Below are 16,347 nucleotides of genomic sequence, written 5' to 3'. Positions count from 1 at the left end.
TCTTACCACTGGACTGGCCAGATGTAACACCGGGTTTTCGACCATTCAACTCCCCTCACCTATTGGCAGCTCTGATCATAGCCACGAGCTCAGCCAGCCTGTCCCGGAGATCCAACACCGACAGGTCGGCTGGCTCCTTCGCTACCTCTCGGCTTACCTTGACCTTGTCGACGTTGGTTTCGACGAGGGTTTCTGGCGCTGGCTTCTTTCTAGTTTTTTTCGGGCGCGATCTCTCGAAGTATAACGCATGGTCGTAAGGCCCGCCGTCGATGGGACGGCCGTAAGCCGCACCTACTACTCGATTAACGCACGTCTGCAGCAAGTCATGTTTAATATAATTTTCCACTTCTCGCCCATGCGTCAGCCAAGCAACCCCGCCATCCGTTAGGAACTCACCGATAACTCTTTGCTTGGTATCATTTATTTTATGACGAGCACTCGGCCGATCACTGTCAACGACGATAGCGAGATTTCTATTTAGGGCCCTAAGTTTTATGAAGTCCAGAACTTCATCATCACTCGCGCTCAAGTGACTCAGCAGACGTCCACCATAGAACATGATGGAATAGTGAATCCCCTCTATCAAATTTGGATCGACCGCAGCTATCCAATGATTTAGATAAATTCGATCAGACGGACCTTCTACCCAGATAACTGAATTCGCTTGAACGATGTCAGATGCTCGATGACCAAGATCAACGCATATAGCGTGAAGTTGCTTCTGAAGGACCGCTTCCTCGATCTTAGTCCCACTCTCTCCGTTACTAACATGGAAAAGGGCTGCCCCAGGCGTGTCTATAAACGCGGCAGAATGGGTGGCGATGAAGTACTGATTATTGGTTTTCTCTCTAAGATAGTTCATCAGCTTCCTCTGCAAGAGCGGATGCAAATGAAGCTCGGGCTCCTCGATGCAGATAATCTCTTGTGAGCTTAATGTACAGAATGCGGCAAGCATAACAACTTCATGCACACCGGTGCCAAGATTGGCGAGAGGAAGAACCTTACCTCTTATTCTCACCAGCACGTGTGCTCTAGTGTAAGGTATTTCTATAGCAGCATCAGGCTCGTCAGTAACTGACTGTAAAAACGCATTTATTTTGTCGAATTTGATGCGATCCTCAAGGTGATGAACATCAGGACTTTGTACCGCCATTAATTTATCGATGAGCCCCGTTCCGCTGTAGCCCACCATCTCCTCTCCCGAGGGCCCGATCATTCTGATGGCATGAATCAAGCGAATTGGCGGAAGATCGACATTCACAAGCTTGACAAAGGTCTTCAACGTGTCAGGGATCCAATGCGCAACGAGAGATCCACCTGACTGTCCAGTCAATTGTCCCCAGAGACTCTGCCATTCATTTGACTGCAATATGGATTGGAATACTGTCGGATCATCAGCATTAAAAAGAGAAAAACGCCCGCTATAAGGAACTTTAGCTTCAACCCAAACCGCACCGCTATCTTTGCAAAGTAATTCTAGAATAGCTTCCACATATCTCAAATACACGTGCATTCTATGGCCAAGCCGCTGCTCGTAGCGAGCGCGAAACGCCTCAATAAATTTTTCTCTTCTTATACCAACGCGCACCGCGACGCTGTCGCCGCGAGCTTCATAATTGACATCTAAGCGATCGATCTTCTTAAGGGAAACTCCTTCCGTTTCTTGAACTGGCAAATAGTTAGAAATGAAGTTGAGTACCGTTGACTTCCCTGCGTTATTCGCCCCTACGAAAAAGTTTAGCTCCTTGAAACGAGGCATTTCTACCCAGTCGCGGCCGATGCCGCGGTAGTTTTTAAGAGCTAAGGCTTCCAAATAGACTGGCAATGCGCCCCCCACCGTTTGATGCGTCAACGATGCTATCGACTCATAAAGAAACCGCAATGCCCCCTTCTCCCGACCGAAATCACTGAAGGGCTGGACCCTCAGGGCCAAAGTTGCTACCGACGGCGTCCGGACCGAGTCTGACCCTCGGTATCATTCCGGTATTCCGGCGCGGGCCGTGAGCATTGAGGCTCTAAAGCTGCCTTCCCTGATCCGGGTTAGCGGTCAGCGAGTTTGTTGGGCACCCTGATTAGCGGGGTGAACCGCAACGTGAGGGGCGTTGCAGTTGGGCGGAGCGAGCCGTAGCCACCATCAATGATTACTGCATTATCGCGTTGATTCCGATCTCAGTTGAGTTCGGAGAACGCCTTCGCGGTTGAGACGAGTAATGCGGCATAGTCATATCCGGCCTCTGCGACGGCCAGAGGATCCACCGGAGCGAATGGCTTACCAAGATGTTCGTCCGGAACAGAGAAAATCGTTCCATGGTTCTTAACTGGTACCAAGGCGACGGTTGAGCTAATCCGCTGCAGCCCATCGAATAGCTTCGTTTCATTGCCATCCTCGGACAATTGTAAATCTTCTGGCCCAGCCGGTAAGCTTATTCTAAGCTCTGCCGTTTTCCCATTTGGAAGTTTCAGCGGCTGCCTCAAGATTCGCGCATTTCGGGAGGTGATGTCCTCAATCCCATGCTCCTCTGCGTTTCGCGCCTGGTGCAAATACTGCAGTAATTTATCTTCACGCCTCTCGCGCTTGACTTGATCAAACCAACCACGACTCACGTTATTTAGCTTCGATCCCTGCTCCAACTTCGTGTAGATCGTGCCAAGCGCCATCAAGAACGCAGACCATTCCCGCTCAATTTCGGAGAAATCTTCGGCATTCCGCAAATTATGTAGAGCCCTTTCCGCGTTCTCAAGCTTTCGCTGAGCATGAACTACGGCCGCAGGATGCATTCAACCCCTCCCCCAAATGGTCGCTGTTTAAGATCGTTGTCGAACTCCGACCTGATTTTGCATTAGCCGTGAGAAGAGGCAACTCCGACCACATGAGCGCAGAAACTCCCCCGTAGCCCCGCCTCAGGCCTGCCGAACGCGAGCCTGATACCGCCGACCCTCAGAGCGCAGTACGTTTGACTAACCCGCAAAATCCGCGTTGACAGTCCGGACGTTCACACACATACGAACGTTTATCTGTGAACACGCAAGCGATTGAGGCGGCACATGCAGGCCATCACCTACCTTCGGGTCAGCACGGACAAGCAGGGCAAAAGCGGTCTCGGATTGGAGGCACAACGGGAGGCAGCCGCGCGCTTCGCCAGCTCGAACGGTTTGACGATCATCAATGAGTATGTTGAAACCGAGACCGGCAAGGGCAGCAATGCCCTGTCTAAACGTCCACAGCTCGTCGCCGCTCTGGCCGACGCGAAGCGGCTAAAGGCTACACTGCTCGTCGCCAAGCTCGACCGGCTAAGCCGCAATACCCTGTTCCTACTCACGCTACTGGACAGCAAGGTAGACGTGGCGTTCGCTGACATGCCCAAAGTGCAGGGGCCAATGGGGCGCTTCCTGTTGACGCAGATGGCTGCTGTAGCAGAGCTGGAAGCCGGACTGATTTCTCAGCGCACCAAAGACGCCCTGGCGGCAGCTAAAGCCAACGGCAAAGAGCTAGGTAAGAACGGCAGGGCTCTGGCTACGAAGCGCAAGGCCGAAGCCGCAGACCGGATCGCCCCGCTCGCTCCAATGCTCAACGAGCTGAAGGGCCGTGGGTTGTCCATGCGTGCTATAGTCGCAGAGCTGAACGCTAACGCCGTGCCGTCGCCCGGTGGCGGCAAATGGCACTTGGCCAGCTTGGACCGCGCGCTCCGCAGGATCAATGAGGGCGAAGCTAGCGCGGCCTGATCCGGGCGCGCCTGCCCCTGTTCTATTCTTTCCAAGGCTGAGGGCGCCGCGTTAGCCGTGCACCTCATGACCCAAAAAGCCATGACCGTTGCGAGCCTCGCCGCCCATTGGGGCGTGAGCGACACCTTCGTCTACAGCCTGATCAAAGCCGGTGAGTTGGAAGCATTCCGTTTGGGTGAGAAGCTGATCCGCATACGGCCAGAAGCGGTAGAGGCTTATGAAGCCCGAACTGCCAAACTCGAAACCCATGAAGCCCCGGACGAACCGGACTTCGCGGAGCTTCGCCGGCCCGATCCCGCCCAGCTTGGTCGATTGATCCGAGGCCCCGCCAGAAGCTCAACCTGACATCCGCCAAATTGGCACGGAGAGCGCCGCCAGAGCCCCGCGCCGCATTTTCGGCACCAGCCACACCACTTTTCCACGAACCCTACGGGACGCGCTCGCAGCGCCCCGTACGGACCCCGCGTGCCAAGCGCACATCACAACCGACTATTAGGAGAACAACGATTGAGTGAAGCATACGACGACGACATCGCAGAAGAGGAAGCCCTGTTCGCGCGCATAGCAGCCGCCGAACCTGCTGAGGGCATGGAGACGCCCCCGATCACTCCTCAAGCCGGGGGCCGGCCCCACAAAGTGGACCCGATCAAGCTTGTCGCATGGCGGCAGGCGCACAAGGCAACGATCGCGGCCACCGCAACCCGCTGGAGCGTGAGTCCCGCGACGGTGAAGCGGCTCTCGAAAGAATACGCGGGCGCGGCCAAGCGGGAGCGCTCCCGCTACGAGTGCAGCCGTTTAGACAAGGAGCTGCAACTCCATCAACACCAGCTCTGGCAGATGTATAACAACCAACTTAGCCGGCACCTGTCGTGGGTTGCGCTTAGATGGTTTCCCGCATGGCGCGACGCGAAGGGGACTCCACGGGAGGGGGCGGTCGCACGCGCCGAGCAGGAGGCCCTTCAGGAAGCCGAGACACAGTTCCAGGCTGACTGGACGAGATCCATGGGCCCTGTTCCGGAGTATGTTCCGCCGTGGTGACAGTCATCCCGACCGGCTCATAACCCGTAAAATTTTTCTATTTTTCGTTTATTTTCAAGCGCTTGAATCGATACCGTATGATGAATGAAGAAACCGCACACATCACCTGTGGAGCCGGCTTCATTATGACGTGTGGGGAGGCCGCTTAGCGGTTAACGTCACCGGCAGCTATCGACGGCTTCAGCCCGACGGGTTCATACCCTTCAGCTCCGGCACCCACGGTTATCTATTTGCCGGCCTAGCCCAGCGAAGCTGATGAAACCGTGGGGAGCCGGACAGCATCTCTAGCTTAGACCCTCTGGGTTCATTATAGAGATACTGATAAGCCTATTTAATAACAAGCCTACACCTAGCTGTATCTCTAAGCTTAATTGCTAGCTTAAGCTCTAGATATAAAACGTGTCTGCTTGGCAACTGAGTAGCTAATTCTTCTAGCTTGCATCAAGTTCTATTTACAACGCGATTCTGGCAGCATTAATCGGAATCCCTCTTTTGGAGGGACGAATGAACAGTCTGTTGCGAGACGTAGAAGAATACCTTGTGACCTATAGCATGGCGGTAACCCGCTTCGGCATGGAGGTATCAGGCGACACCCGCTTAGTTTCTGACATGCGCAATGGCCGCACACCGGGAGCAAAGCTCCGGTCAAAGATCATCGCCTACATGGCCGATGAAGGCGCCAGCGGCCGGCAACCGAAGTTGCCTCGAACGCCGGTGTGGGATGAGGCAAAGGATCATGCCCTCTGGCAGATGGTGTCTGAAGGCACGGCTCGCCGGGTCATCGCCAAAGAACTGGGGCTTACGCTCTCAGCGATCCACAACCGGATCAACCGGCTTGCTGAGGAACGCCTACCGGATCGGGCCGGCCGCCTCGTTGATGTCATCTGGCGGCAGAGCGGCTGTTTCCCCGCTGAGCCAAGGCCACGCCCGGTGCAAGGCCGCTATCCCTTCCTGAATCACCGCACCGTTGCCGAGCTGATCGCCTCCGGCGCGATCACCTAAACACCATCTATGTAAAAACTTGGGACGTGTCCGACCACCGCGCCGGGCACTCCCGCTCAAAACAAGAGGATCTCTTGGAACCCCAGCTTGTCACCACCGACGTTCTTCACGGCCCCGAAGCCGAACAATACTTCACGAATGCAGATCGCCGGATCATGACCGGCCTACGTGCAGCATGCGCTTATCTCGGCATCCCGGCCCCAGCATATGCGCAACGCCGCACCCCAGGCCCCACACCGACCAACGGTGTTCGAGCCGCCTTCCGCGCCGATCACCCGACACCTTTCTCAACAGCCCTAGCCCCGCGAAAGCCGAACGCTTCCGCTGAAACCGTCGCCGCAGCGATGCTGCGTTCTGGCGCGTAACCCTCAACTCACTGGATTTTACATGACTGATCAAACCTCGGCCGAGCTGCGCGCAGCGCTTGCCACCAATGCTGTTGCCCTGAAGAAGGCTACTGAAGACGCAGCACTCTACGACCGGCTTAAGGCCGCCTCATCCGAAGTGCGGCGGCTGAAGCAAGAAGGCGACGCGCTGCTTTCCAAGATGCAGGAAGCTCAGGGGCGCGAGTATGCTGCTGAGCGGGCAGCGGTTGCGGCACGTATCCGTAACCTGCGCATCACGACCGCCAACGCAGAGCGCGGACCACTCCAAGCTTCTTACAGCGTCGATTGGGAAGGGCTCGCGTATGACTCGAACCAGCATTGCAGCGTATGGATGCCCTGCAATGTGACCCGCCTCAGCTCGCTGCCACAGGACATCCTTGTCCACATCATCCGAAGCGAGCCCGAGAAGCTCCCGCAGTGTATTGCGGAGCTGGCCCCCGGCAACCCGGAAGAAGCCCTCGACCGCTACTTCGTTGCCCTGCGCCGGGGCTACCTTTGACCATCAACCCGAGGGGCATAGCTCACTGGCGACAGCACGCCAAAGCCAATGGTCTCCGCGAGCTTGCCGAGAAGCTGGCGGCGATGCCGCAGCACTCTAGCCTAACGGGCACGATGTACTCTGTCCCAGAGTCGCTGAAACACCTTGAGGAATGCTGCGGCGCGTTCGGTCCGTTTTCAGCCGCTATGGCCGAATGGTTTGCGGTTCTTGGGTTCACCACAGAGCGCGGCGCGCATGATAGCACCTTCCGATACATGAACCGGCTAGCAGCGGCGGCCGGCCACCCTGGCTTCACTCCTGATCATTGGACGAGGCATGCGGGTAGTCGCGCCGAGCTTCGAACGGACGGCATTGCCGCTAGGCGTGCCTATCGCAAATGGGTGGAGGCCGGCCGCCCTTGGCTCACCGATGGCATCTACCACGCTCACATGCACTTGAGGGCGTGCGTCGGTGCCGCCCGGCTGCGCTTGGAATGGCCGGAATATGGAATCGTGCTGGATGCACTCTGCGGCCTAAATCCGAGCCCTCGCCCCGAGGCGGCACCACCGCACACATCCGGCCCTGTCAGAATATGAAAAGGCGGGCCCCACCAAAATCATGAACAAGGAAATGCATGCGCGACACCTTCGCGTTTAACCCCGTGGCTCCGGCTCAGGCCCACCCGCTCGGGTCCGGTCAACCCCGTGGCGCACAGATCATCGGCGGACAGAGCCAAGGGGGCGCGGTCACTGTAGGCTTAGAGACGAACCCGGCCCCAGTCGCTGCCGGCCTCGGCGCTTTCGTGGAGGAAATCATGCGCCCCCACGTTCAGCAGCGGCAGCAGGAGGAGTTCTTCAAAGGCTTCACCAACACCCAAGCCGGCATTGCCACGCACGAAATCAGCAGGTCGCATGGCGGCTTCTCCAAGGTCTTCGGCCCTACCTCCTACGAGGAAGGGGCCGCGTTCTACACTGCACAGTCGAAGCTGACGGATTGGGCGCAAGAACGCTACGCCGAGCTGGATACGTTGAAGCGGCTACCCTCGGATGAGCTAGCCAAGGTGCTGGCTCAGAAGAGCCTTGAGTTGCTGACCGGCGACCCAGACAGCGACAAGTTGCTGCAAAATGGTCTTATCGAGCAGTCAGCGGCGCTCACCAACACTGTCAGCAAAGCGCGCTACGCCTGGGGACAAGAGCAGGCCATACAAGCACAGTCGCAATCGTGGCGCTCGGGCGCAGGCGCTTTGCAGGCAACCGCCGCTGCGCAGGCCGGCCTGTCCGCCCCCGCTGACGAAGCGAATAGCGCTCTATCCATTCAGACGCGCGCCTTCCTTGGCTCAATGACGAAGCCGCACGGGATGGACGAGGAGACCTACAAGAAGGGGCTGTTCAACTTCATGCGGCAGTCCATGCAGGACGGTAACTTCTACGCCGTGGCAGCACTCCGCAACGCTGGCGTGGATAACGTCTTTGATGACGCTGAGCGCACGCGGCTTGAGGACGCATACCATCGCTACAGCCAGCGCTCGCTGGAGGACTTTGCAGCTACGGACCAGGGCTTCTCAAAATTGGCCATGGCGTATGAGGAGGCCCGTGCGCACGCTGCGCTTGGTGAGAAGGGCTCGATGTCGCCTATGGACGCAGCCAAGCATCTTACCGGGATCAACGACTACGTGCGCCGCCATACCGGCGTCACTGAGGACATGTTCGACTTTAAGGACATCCGGGGAGAGGTTCGCTCGATCTCGGACCTTGTGGTGTCTTCGTACAAGCGGGCGCAGGACCGACAGTGGCAGCTAGAGGACCGGGCTGCGGAGCAGCAGTTCCGCCGTGAGGAGCGGCAGGCCGATAACCGGGAGGCTGCCGCCGCAGCCGGTGCAGCTTGGGCTAGTGGCGATGTCAACGCAGCTATCGCGGGCGGGGTGGAGGAAAAGCATTTCAACCGCATCGCGCTTAGCCAGTTCCGGCAAGGAGACTTCGCCGGGATGGCCCGCGCGTTCACCGTTGGCCACTATACCTCCACGGCAGTGAAGAACGACATCCAAGGGGCCGTAGAGGGCTCGCTAGAGGAGCAATACGGCAAGAACTTCGCGGGCGTGCATCAGAAGTGGCAGGCCATGCTCAAGGTCAACCCCGGCATGACCGCTAGCTATTTCGGCGACTACCACGAGAAGATGCGGGCGTTTGCCACCCTCTCGCGCTCCGTTGGTCCCGAGGCCGCCTACCGGAAGGCTTTCGGCGATCCAGCGCGCTACAGCTCGGCGGAAGTGCCGCCGCAGATGCGGAAGGCAGCGGACGAGGCGGTAAGGGGGGCGGTCAGTAGCAAGTCGCCGTCCCGGTGGAACCCCTTCGCGACTCCGTATAGCCCGCAGGCAATCGCGGTCATGCAGAACGTAACCCGCGAGCGCGTGGCGCTGGGCCTGAAGAACAGCGACACACCCGCTGACGCTCTGGCGGCAGAAGCCCTCAGTTCGGCAATGGCTGACGGCACCCTGCAAACCGCAGGTGGCGAGGCTTGGCGCGCAGCGCCGGGCACTAAGCCTTTTCACATTCAGGTTGGTCTTCAGCCTGACGAAGCGGGCATGGCCTTCCATGGCGTAATAGACCAGCGGCTTAGGCGGGCCGGTTTGCCGACAGGAGCGAGTGCCACCATGGACATCAACTACGTGCAAACTCCCACGGGTGGCACGGCGCTGCACGTCATTGGCCGGGCCAAGCAGGGCCAATCTGCCAACATCCTGATCCCGCTGGAAGCATTCAAGCAGTACGGAACCGAACTGATCCGCAAGAAGCTTCGCGGCATCCCGACAAACCCGAAGGCCGACCCGACCATGCATGCCGGCGCTTTCAAATAACCACTTACGATTTAGGAAAATTCAGAACAATGACTAAGCCAGCGTCCCTGCGGACGCTTCGAAACCGTGCGCCCGCTTCATCTGACAAGAGCGAAGCTCTCAAACCCTTCGGAAACGCTGCGAAACAGAATGCAGCAGCCCAGGCCATCCGCTACGCGACCACGCCTGAAGAGCTGCGGTACAAGTGCCGTCGCCATGGTGAAGCGGCTCTTACAGAGGCTCGATGGCGAGCCGTTGTCTCTTGGCTCATGCAGGAGCCGGACCCCAAAATTTCGGAACCCCTTCCGGTAGTTTTGGAGGCCATCCACCTCTGCCAGGAGGAGGCTCGCCACCTCAATGGACTTGTCCCGCCCGAGCATGCAACGCGCCCGTGCGTAATGCCTCGCCTGAGCCCGGAATCGCAGGCGGAAGCGCGCCGCGTGGGGGCATTGGTGGTGCGCGACTGGCAGGATGCTGGCGGCCCCTGCTTGGACGCCGGGCTTATCGAGCGGACCCACCGCTACGTGCGGGACTGTACGAAGGCCAAGGCTGCGGAGGTGCACGCATGAACGGCCTTACAATGAAGCAGCGCGCCAAGGTGAATGCCGCCCTCTGCATGATCCACTATCAGGGTCACAGCGTGGACGCGGTACAGGCGCGAGTTCGGGCGCACGCTGCGAGCGGCATGGATCTTCGGGCGGCCTACGAGACCGGGCTTAACGAGTTCATCACGGTCAATCCGGCGATGCAAAGCCCGCTTGGTCGTGTCACTGGCCTGATCGAAGCAAGCGATGAGGCAACAGTGGCCCGGTATGATGCGGCCATCAACCGCTATATTGAGACGGGAGACGAGACTGCCGTCAACGAGCTGGAGCCCATGATGCGGGAAGATGCCTTGGCGCTCGCTGTCCGCAATGGCGAGCTAGATGCCAGCCAAGCCGCTTCGGGGCAGGTAGATTGGGGAGCCGAAAGTATGGCTGCACCAGCTTCAGCACCGCCGTTGCCGGTTGCGCCGGCTGAGCCCTCACAGCGATTTGCGTGGGCCACGGGGTCGGCCCCAGCCCAACCGGCTACAGGCGAAAACTCGGGCCCCATCCGGATTGCAACCGCCGAGCCGAAGTCCGTCCCATTCACGCCCAACGCACTACCCGGAAGCGATACGGCCGTGCGGATTGGACGAGGCTGGGAGAAGATGAACGCGAGCGTGCTTCCGACTTGGAGCAAGCCGTCGCCCTATGAGGGCATGTCGCCGGGCCAGATCAAGGACGCGATGGCCTCCGCTTACGCGGTTAAGCCGGGTTGGCAGCAAGGCGAAAGCGAGTCCTAAATCTGCGGCAATCGCTTCGTGCAAAGTTTTCCTATTTGGGTGAATCGCTTGAGCGGCTTTGGGCGCCTCGGCAGCTCAATGGCTACTTAGCTGCGCCCTTGATGATGGCGGTGGTTTCGTTCTTCGCGCGACCCAAAGCAGACCTTACATTCGCTGCATGCTGGAGCCTAGCTCTTTCCGCTAGCATGCCGTCCAATATGTATTCAATGGAGCTTCTCATGACTGGGAATAGCGCACGACATTTTTCTTCCGTCAGAGCATGGATACCGGCGCTCAATACGCTGTAAACGTCCGCAGCCTCAGCAACTTCTTTAGGCAGGTTACGCCCCAGCACCTTGATCTTTTGATCCATATGAAAGCTGTCGAAGTTTTCTGGAAGCCCCTCAAGCACCCGCGCGACATCCGCCGCTTCATTTAGGAGGTGCTCAAAGATCCTCCGAAGATAAACAAACGAGCCCGCACCGATACCGTGAGCGTAGAGTCCCAGTGCCCTCTTGAAATCGCTTAGGTAGCTCTTACCCAAAACCCCCGTGAATCGGTTCACACTCGCATAGGAGATACTTGCAGCCGAGGGATACTGTCCAATTTTTGATAGGCGTCCTGAGTTAACTACAAACATAAAATGATACTTGTGCGAAAAGTTTCTCTGACATGCAAAGGTAAGGGAAAATGCATGATCTGACAAAAGTGTTGTTATAGGTGAGCTCACCTGTTGCAGGCTCTTCGGTTGAAGCGCCGCCTCCTTATTTATCTTGAACAGGGACTCGCGGCCACATTCAACGCAGTGAGCATCAAACTGATGTCCACCCCGAAATTCCAGATGGTAGACGTACTGGTGCGACCCACCGAGGTCGATCTCTTGATAGAGCGCCGTTTCGAGGAGAAGCTCCTCAATTACGGGGAACGCGAGCGGGGGCTTAGCCTCTCTGAGCGAGGTTTCGGTATCGTCTGTCATCATCCACCCGCTTAGCCGTTTAGATCTGCTTACTCACCTTATATTCAGCCCTTCCTGGTTGTCAGCATGCAGCTAATCGAAGCGCAGCCCCGCAGCTGGGGCTCACGCAGCAAGCCATCGCAGGTTAATCGGTTCCGCCCCTCCTCAAACAGGAAGGGCTAAACCCGGCACTCTGAAGCGGCGCATACCTTCTACCACCTGATGTAGTGGATAGCCGCTTCCATACTCATCAGCGACATCGCCAGCACTATGCCCCATAATCTGGCGCTGCACTCCTTCCGGGATGTCGGAATGGCGCGCATATTGCTTGTACGTGTGGCGGAAGGAGTGAAAAGTAAGCCTATGGTCTGTGATCCCGCAGACCGTACGGCGATAGCCACTCCACCATTCTCCCCACTTTGCAGTGAGCGTCCCGTATTTATTGGCTCGCAGTAGCGGGAACAGCCGTTCTTGCTTGGCCTCCTTAGCCTTCTCCACGAACTTGATGAATCCCAGCCGCTCAAGCTCCGGATGCACCGGCACGTCCCGCTCACTAGCGGCGTTTTTCAGGCGTAAACCCTCATCATGATCTTCCTTGATGCGGATGAACCACGCTTTGCGCTGTGCCCCTTCAGGGTCAGGGTAGGCAATCTCAAGGATGTCCGATGGCCGAAGCTGGCCTAGCTCCTCAAGCCGTGCCCCGGTGAACAGCGCCAGCAGCGGTAGCCAGTATGCGGCCTCGCCCCTGCCCTGCGTCGGTCGAGCCCCTTCCGCGTATACCGGGCTCGCGAAGATGGCATTGAGGGAAGCTAGATCGAACTCGCGGCGCTTATTCCGGGCCTTATCTATGTCCTTGACAGAGACGCCCTTTGCCGAGTTTTCCGAAGCATACTCGTTATCAACGGCCCACTGGATCAATGTAGCAAGCCGCGCGATTTTTGTGTTCACGTTTGCCGCTGATTGGCCTTCCGCAATCAGCTTATTCTTGAAGGTGAGTACGTCTTTTCGGGTGATCGCGTTCACCGGAAGCCGGCCGGCACGCTCATAGAACCAGCGGGCAACTGCCGCATGGGCGTCCCTTGTCTTTTCTGTCACCTTTCGCTCTGCCGCCCAGCGACAGACAATCGTGCTGTCGAGCATGACACCTTCTACAGTCTCCGCTTGCGGAGCCCTTCGCTGTTCTGGCGGAGCAAGGCCGCGCCGCTTTTCGGCTGCTGCCGTCTGCGCTTCAAGGCGGCGAAGCTGGGCCTCGGAAAGCTCGGCCTCAAGATCCCTGATGATGTCGCGGGCGGCGGCCTCCGAGTCCGTCAGCTCCGCTGTGGACTTCCGGACCAGCCGCCTCCACCTCAAGCGCAGGGGTTCGCGCTCTGCATACCGCTCCTCCCGAGCGTTCATTTCCTGATAGCCGATTTCAGCCGCCTCCAGGCTGCTTTCGAGCATCGCCGCCTCCATCGCCTCAGCGCGCTTGGATCGTGGCGGAGCGGGGCTCGCAGGCGGTTTTTCAGCGCCGTTCATCGCGGATGTGGCTCGGTCAATCTCGGCGTTGGTGGCGATCGTGTGCGCCGGGATCATCCGCTTCGCGGTCTCGCGGTCCTTGGTGCCGAGCGAGATCATCCACTCCCGGCGATTCCCGAGGAACGGGCGCAGTTCGGCAGGGACGACACGGCGGAAATAGTAGGTGGATTGGCGGGTGGCGAGGTAGGTGCACATGGCTTCGGCTTCCTATTACAAATGTAACAGGCGCTTGTAAAAAGCCTTGGTTTTCCGTGCTTTTAGCCGCTTTTCAGTGGCTTAAGGCGGCTGGTGGAGCTGAGGGGAATCGAACCCCTGACCTCTGCAGTGCGATTGCAGCGCTCTCCCATCTGAGCTACAGCCCCGCCGCCGGATCCCGGGCTGGCCCGGGAGGCGCTCCCCTTAGCGAGCCGAAACGGGCGATGCAACCGGCTTGTCGCATCTTCCGTGTCGTTTCTTGGCCCGCGCGGCGAAGTGCCTGGCATTCAGGTTAATTTTGCGGAACCCATCCGCCCCTCCGCTCGCTTGAACGGCGCGTGACGGCAAGCAGCCGCAGCCGCCGAATTGCAGCAGGAGAGATCCCATGGACGATCGCAACAACCGCTACGGCAATTATGGCCAGTACGGCCCCACCGGCTATCAGGACACCGGCAGCCCTGGCGACTATACCCGGGATTACGGCTCGGGCCGCGACTATACCTACAGCAGCGCGCGCGACTATGCCGCCGCAGGCCGGCAGGGCGGCGGTCGCGACCGCAACCAGCGCGACGACTGGAACCGCGGGCGCTCGGAGGGGCGCAGCCAGGACCGCTCGGCCTATGGCGCACAGGGCTATGGCCAGCGCCAGGAGCGCAGCGACTGGAACGACGGCGACCGGGACTGGAGCGACATCGGCTCGCGCAGCTACAGCAATTATGGCGGCTATCACGGCCAGGACCGCGACCGCGAGTATGGCGACCGCAGCTACGGCAGCCGCGACTGGGGCAACCGCGCTTCCGCCAGCCGCAGCTACGGCGCGCAGAACGAGGGCCGCTACGGTCAGGATCGCGACCGCACCCGTGGCGGCGAAGACCTGCGCGGCTATGACCGCGACCGTGGCTTCTTCGATCGCGCCGGCGACGAGGTGCGTTCGTGGTTCGGCGACGAAGAGGCCGAGCGCCGCCGCCGCCAGGACCAGCGCTATGACGAGCAGCAGGCGCGCAGCGAAGGCCATGCCGACAGCCATTACGGCGAATGGCGTCGCAGCCGCATCCAGGAGTTCGACCGCGACTATGACGAATATCGTCGCGAGAACGCGCAGCGCTTCCAGACCGAGTTCGACAGCTTCCGCACCGAACGCACCGGCCAGCGCGATGCGCTGCGCCGCGTGACCGAGCACATGGAAGTGCTGGGTTCGGACGGCAGCCATGTCGGCACCGTCGACAAGGTGCATGGCGACCGCATCATCCTGACCAAGAACGACACCGACGCGGAGGGTCGCCACCACTCGATCCCGTCGCGCTGGATCCAGACGGTCGACGAGAAGGTCCATCTGCGCAAGACCGCCGACGAGGCCAAGAACCATTGGCGCGACGAAGAACAGTCGGGCGCCATGTTCGGCGAGGATCGCAAGGCCTCCGCGACGACGACGACGGACCAGACCGCAACGCGCGAAGGTTCGCAGGACTGGAGCACCGGCGGCAATCTGAACGCCAGCTTCAAGGGCACCTACTGAGGTGCGGGGAGCGCCGGTCTAGTTTCGGCGCTCCCCTCGTGCCCTCGGGCGATTGCGTCTGCATCGGAAGGACGTAACGCTGAGAAAAACCATTGTCGTTCCCGCGGAGGCGGGAATCCATTCGCGTTTGCGCTGGGGGCAGGAACTCCGGCATCAGCGCCAATGGATCCCCGCCTTCGCGGGGATGACGTGGTATTGGTTGGTCAAGGGTGCCAGCCTCCACCTTTGATTCGAATGACCGCTCATTCATCCGCGTCGGGCCGATCGTAGAGATCCCAGCGATGCTCGCCGGTCACCGTATCGGCATAGGGACGCCCCGCGGCATCGCGGCTGGGCACGTAGCGAAAGCGCTTCTGGATCAGCTTGCAGGTCGTCTCGTCGAGATCGCGATTGCCGCTGCTGCGAGTGACGGTGCAGCTCGAGACACGCCCGTTCATCCCGACGACGAAGCGCAGCCCCACCGTCCCGCTCGCCCCGGCGTCGAGCGCCGCGCGCGGATAATCGGCATCGGTGATCCGCCCGCCGATCCAGCGCAGCGGCTCGCCACCGCCGCCCCCCGGTCCGTTGCCTCGCCCGCCGCTGCCGGTCCCCTCGCCGGTACCGCCCGCGCCGGTGCCCGGCCCTGCCACCGGCGCGGCGCCGGACGAGGCATCGCTGGCCGCAGCCGGCTTGGGCGCGGTCACCATCGGCGGTGGCTGCAGGACGATCGGCGGGGGCGGCGCCACCACCTCGGTGGCCTTGGAGACCTTGTTGGGCGGTGCCGCCGCGCCCTCGGCCTTGGGGGGCGCCCGACGCTGCGCGGGCTCCGGGGCGGGCGGCGGCGCGGGTGGCGGCACGTCGAAGCTCAGCAGCGCCGCATCGGGATCGGCACGCACCACCGTCTGCGCGCGCAGACCGGCGAACAGTAGCGCCGCCAGCAGGGCCTCCACGGCGATCGCGGCGACGGCGCCGGGCAGTCGGGTACGCGCGGAATTCATCGGCAGCCCCCCGATCGTTGCGGGTTCATGCAACCGAAATGTGGCATGGCACATTGATACGCATCGAACACAAACCGAAGATGGGGTCCAACCATGCGTAAGACAATCGCCGCGCTCAGCGCTCTCGCCCTGGTGATGCCGGTGGCCATGCCGATCACCGCCGCCAGCGCCCAGTCGCGCTACGAAGGCAAGTCGAGCTCGAGCCGCGGCTATCGCTATGTGAAGAAGTGCCGCAAGTCGAAGGGCCATACCGGACTGATCGCGGGCGGCGTGGCGGGCGCGCTCGCCGGTCCGTCGGTCGTCGGCGGCGGCCTGCTGGGTGCCGCGGCCGGCGGCGTCGCCGGTGCGCTGGGCGGCCGTGCGATCGATCGCACGATCACCGCCAAGGATCGCTGCTACTATGTGAAGGTCCGCCGCTAAGGC

The 16,347-nt window shown here is 59.9% G+C and carries 14 protein-coding genes and 1 tRNA gene; 9 read left to right on the top strand and 6 right to left on the bottom strand.

The window, feature by feature from the left end:
* Nucleotides 1-55 precede the first annotated feature (55 nt).
* Together QZ814_RS14070 and QZ814_RS14065 are read right to left on the bottom strand one after the other, a co-directional pair.
* The gene (locus QZ814_RS14070) at nucleotides 56-1,852 is read right to left on the bottom strand and encodes an AAA family ATPase (protein WP_294333328.1); all 1,797 of its coding nucleotides are present in this window, start codon (nucleotides 1,850-1,852) and stop codon (nucleotides 56-58) included.
* Between the two features lie 317 nt (nucleotides 1,853-2,169).
* A complete protein-coding gene (locus tag QZ814_RS14065) occupies nucleotides 2,170-2,778 on the bottom strand; it encodes a hypothetical protein (RefSeq protein ID WP_294333326.1) in 609 nt (202 codons plus the stop codon).
* Nucleotides 2,779-3,045: 267 nt separating this feature from the next.
* Between QZ814_RS14065 and QZ814_RS14060 the strand changes: the two genes are divergently transcribed.
* From QZ814_RS14060 to QZ814_RS14030, 7 genes are all read left to right on the top strand, one after another.
* Nucleotides 3,046-3,723: a recombinase family protein gene (locus QZ814_RS14060; protein ID WP_294333322.1), complete on the top strand. Its 678-nt coding sequence runs from the start codon at nucleotides 3,046-3,048 to the stop codon at nucleotides 3,721-3,723.
* Nucleotides 3,724-3,789: 66 nt separating this feature from the next.
* On the top strand, nucleotides 3,790-4,068 hold the full coding sequence (locus QZ814_RS14055; protein WP_294333319.1) for a helix-turn-helix domain-containing protein: 279 nt from the start codon (nucleotides 3,790-3,792) through the stop codon (nucleotides 4,066-4,068).
* A gap of 162 nt (nucleotides 4,069-4,230) precedes the next feature.
* Nucleotides 4,231-4,761: a hypothetical protein gene (locus QZ814_RS14050; protein ID WP_294333315.1), complete on the top strand. Its 531-nt coding sequence runs from the start codon at nucleotides 4,231-4,233 to the stop codon at nucleotides 4,759-4,761.
* A gap of 504 nt (nucleotides 4,762-5,265) precedes the next feature.
* Nucleotides 5,266-5,763 carry a hypothetical protein gene (locus tag QZ814_RS14045; RefSeq protein ID WP_294333312.1) on the top strand — a complete coding sequence of 166 codons (498 nt, stop codon included), beginning with the start codon at nucleotides 5,266-5,268 and terminating at the stop codon, nucleotides 5,761-5,763.
* A gap of 387 nt (nucleotides 5,764-6,150) precedes the next feature.
* Nucleotides 6,151-6,648 carry a hypothetical protein gene (locus QZ814_RS14040; RefSeq protein ID WP_294333309.1) on the top strand — a complete coding sequence of 166 codons (498 nt, stop codon included), beginning with the start codon at nucleotides 6,151-6,153 and terminating at the stop codon, nucleotides 6,646-6,648.
* A gap of 613 nt (nucleotides 6,649-7,261) precedes the next feature.
* Nucleotides 7,262-9,481 (top strand): hypothetical protein, encoded by a 2,220-nt coding sequence (locus tag QZ814_RS14035; protein ID WP_294333307.1) that lies wholly within the window; start codon nucleotides 7,262-7,264, stop codon nucleotides 9,479-9,481.
* Between the two features lie 544 nt (nucleotides 9,482-10,025).
* Nucleotides 10,026-10,787, top strand: coding sequence for a hypothetical protein (locus QZ814_RS14030; RefSeq protein ID WP_294333305.1), 762 nt, complete (start codon nucleotides 10,026-10,028; stop codon nucleotides 10,785-10,787).
* An 82-nt stretch (nucleotides 10,788-10,869) separates the two neighbouring features.
* On the opposite strand, the gene QZ814_RS14025 is transcribed toward QZ814_RS14030, so the two are convergent.
* From QZ814_RS14025 to QZ814_RS14015, 3 genes are all read right to left on the bottom strand, one after another.
* The gene (locus QZ814_RS14025) at nucleotides 10,870-11,745 is read right to left on the bottom strand and encodes a hypothetical protein (protein ID WP_294333303.1); all 876 of its coding nucleotides are present in this window, start codon (nucleotides 11,743-11,745) and stop codon (nucleotides 10,870-10,872) included.
* 141 nt (nucleotides 11,746-11,886) lie between these two features.
* Entirely contained in the window at nucleotides 11,887-13,431 is a 1,545-nt protein-coding gene (locus tag QZ814_RS14020; RefSeq protein ID WP_294333300.1) for a DUF6538 domain-containing protein, read from the bottom strand.
* Nucleotides 13,432-13,522: 91 nt separating this feature from the next.
* Nucleotides 13,523-13,598 (bottom strand) — tRNA-Ala (locus tag QZ814_RS14015).
* A gap of 218 nt (nucleotides 13,599-13,816) precedes the next feature.
* On the opposite strand from QZ814_RS14015, the gene QZ814_RS14010 reads away from it, so the two are divergent.
* Nucleotides 13,817-14,947: a DUF2171 domain-containing protein gene (locus tag QZ814_RS14010; protein WP_294333299.1), complete on the top strand. Its 1,131-nt coding sequence runs from the start codon at nucleotides 13,817-13,819 to the stop codon at nucleotides 14,945-14,947.
* 242 nt (nucleotides 14,948-15,189) lie between these two features.
* Here the strand turns inward: QZ814_RS14010 and QZ814_RS14005 are convergent, their stop codons facing one another.
* Nucleotides 15,190-15,924, bottom strand: coding sequence for an energy transducer TonB (locus tag QZ814_RS14005; RefSeq protein ID WP_294333297.1), 735 nt, complete (start codon nucleotides 15,922-15,924; stop codon nucleotides 15,190-15,192).
* 93 nt (nucleotides 15,925-16,017) lie between these two features.
* Here QZ814_RS14005 and QZ814_RS14000 point away from each other — a divergent pair, with 93 nt between their 5' ends.
* On the top strand, nucleotides 16,018-16,344 hold the full coding sequence (locus QZ814_RS14000) for a hypothetical protein (protein WP_294333295.1): 327 nt from the start codon (nucleotides 16,018-16,020) through the stop codon (nucleotides 16,342-16,344).
* Nucleotides 16,345-16,347: the final 3 nt, after the last annotated feature.

This window comes from uncultured Sphingomonas sp. (assembly GCF_913777625.1).
In the GTDB taxonomy this organism is placed as follows: Bacteria; Pseudomonadota; Alphaproteobacteria; order Sphingomonadales; family Sphingomonadaceae; genus Sphingomonas.
The sequence above is the reverse complement of the archived record's forward strand: the minus strand, read 5'-3'. Positions and strand labels throughout refer to the sequence as shown.

Bases quoted from the DNA above. Each gene is read 5' to 3' on its own strand.
- QZ814_RS14065 (WP_294333326.1), bottom strand. From the start codon at position 2,778: ATGCATCCTGCGGCCGTAGTTCATGCTCAGCGAAAGCTTGAGAACGCG.
- QZ814_RS14060 (WP_294333322.1), top strand. From the start codon at position 3,046: ATGCAGGCCATCACCTACCTTCGGGTCAGCACGGACAAGCAGGGCAAA.
- QZ814_RS14055 (WP_294333319.1), top strand. From the start codon at position 3,790: ATGACCCAAAAAGCCATGACCGTTGCGAGCCTCGCCGCCCATTGGGGC.
- QZ814_RS14045 (WP_294333312.1), top strand. From the start codon at position 5,266: ATGAACAGTCTGTTGCGAGACGTAGAAGAATACCTTGTGACCTATAGC.
- QZ814_RS14040 (WP_294333309.1), top strand. From the start codon at position 6,151: ATGACTGATCAAACCTCGGCCGAGCTGCGCGCAGCGCTTGCCACCAAT.
- QZ814_RS14035 (WP_294333307.1), top strand. From the start codon at position 7,262: ATGCGCGACACCTTCGCGTTTAACCCCGTGGCTCCGGCTCAGGCCCAC.
- QZ814_RS14030 (WP_294333305.1), top strand. From the start codon at position 10,026: ATGAACGGCCTTACAATGAAGCAGCGCGCCAAGGTGAATGCCGCCCTC.
- QZ814_RS14025 (WP_294333303.1), bottom strand. From the start codon at position 11,745: ATGATGACAGACGATACCGAAACCTCGCTCAGAGAGGCTAAGCCCCCG.
- QZ814_RS14020 (WP_294333300.1), bottom strand. From the start codon at position 13,431: ATGTGCACCTACCTCGCCACCCGCCAATCCACCTACTATTTCCGCCGT.
- QZ814_RS14010 (WP_294333299.1), top strand. From the start codon at position 13,817: ATGGACGATCGCAACAACCGCTACGGCAATTATGGCCAGTACGGCCCC.
- QZ814_RS14005 (WP_294333297.1), bottom strand. From the start codon at position 15,924: ATGAATTCCGCGCGTACCCGACTGCCCGGCGCCGTCGCCGCGATCGCC.
- QZ814_RS14000 (WP_294333295.1), top strand. From the start codon at position 16,018: ATGCGTAAGACAATCGCCGCGCTCAGCGCTCTCGCCCTGGTGATGCCG.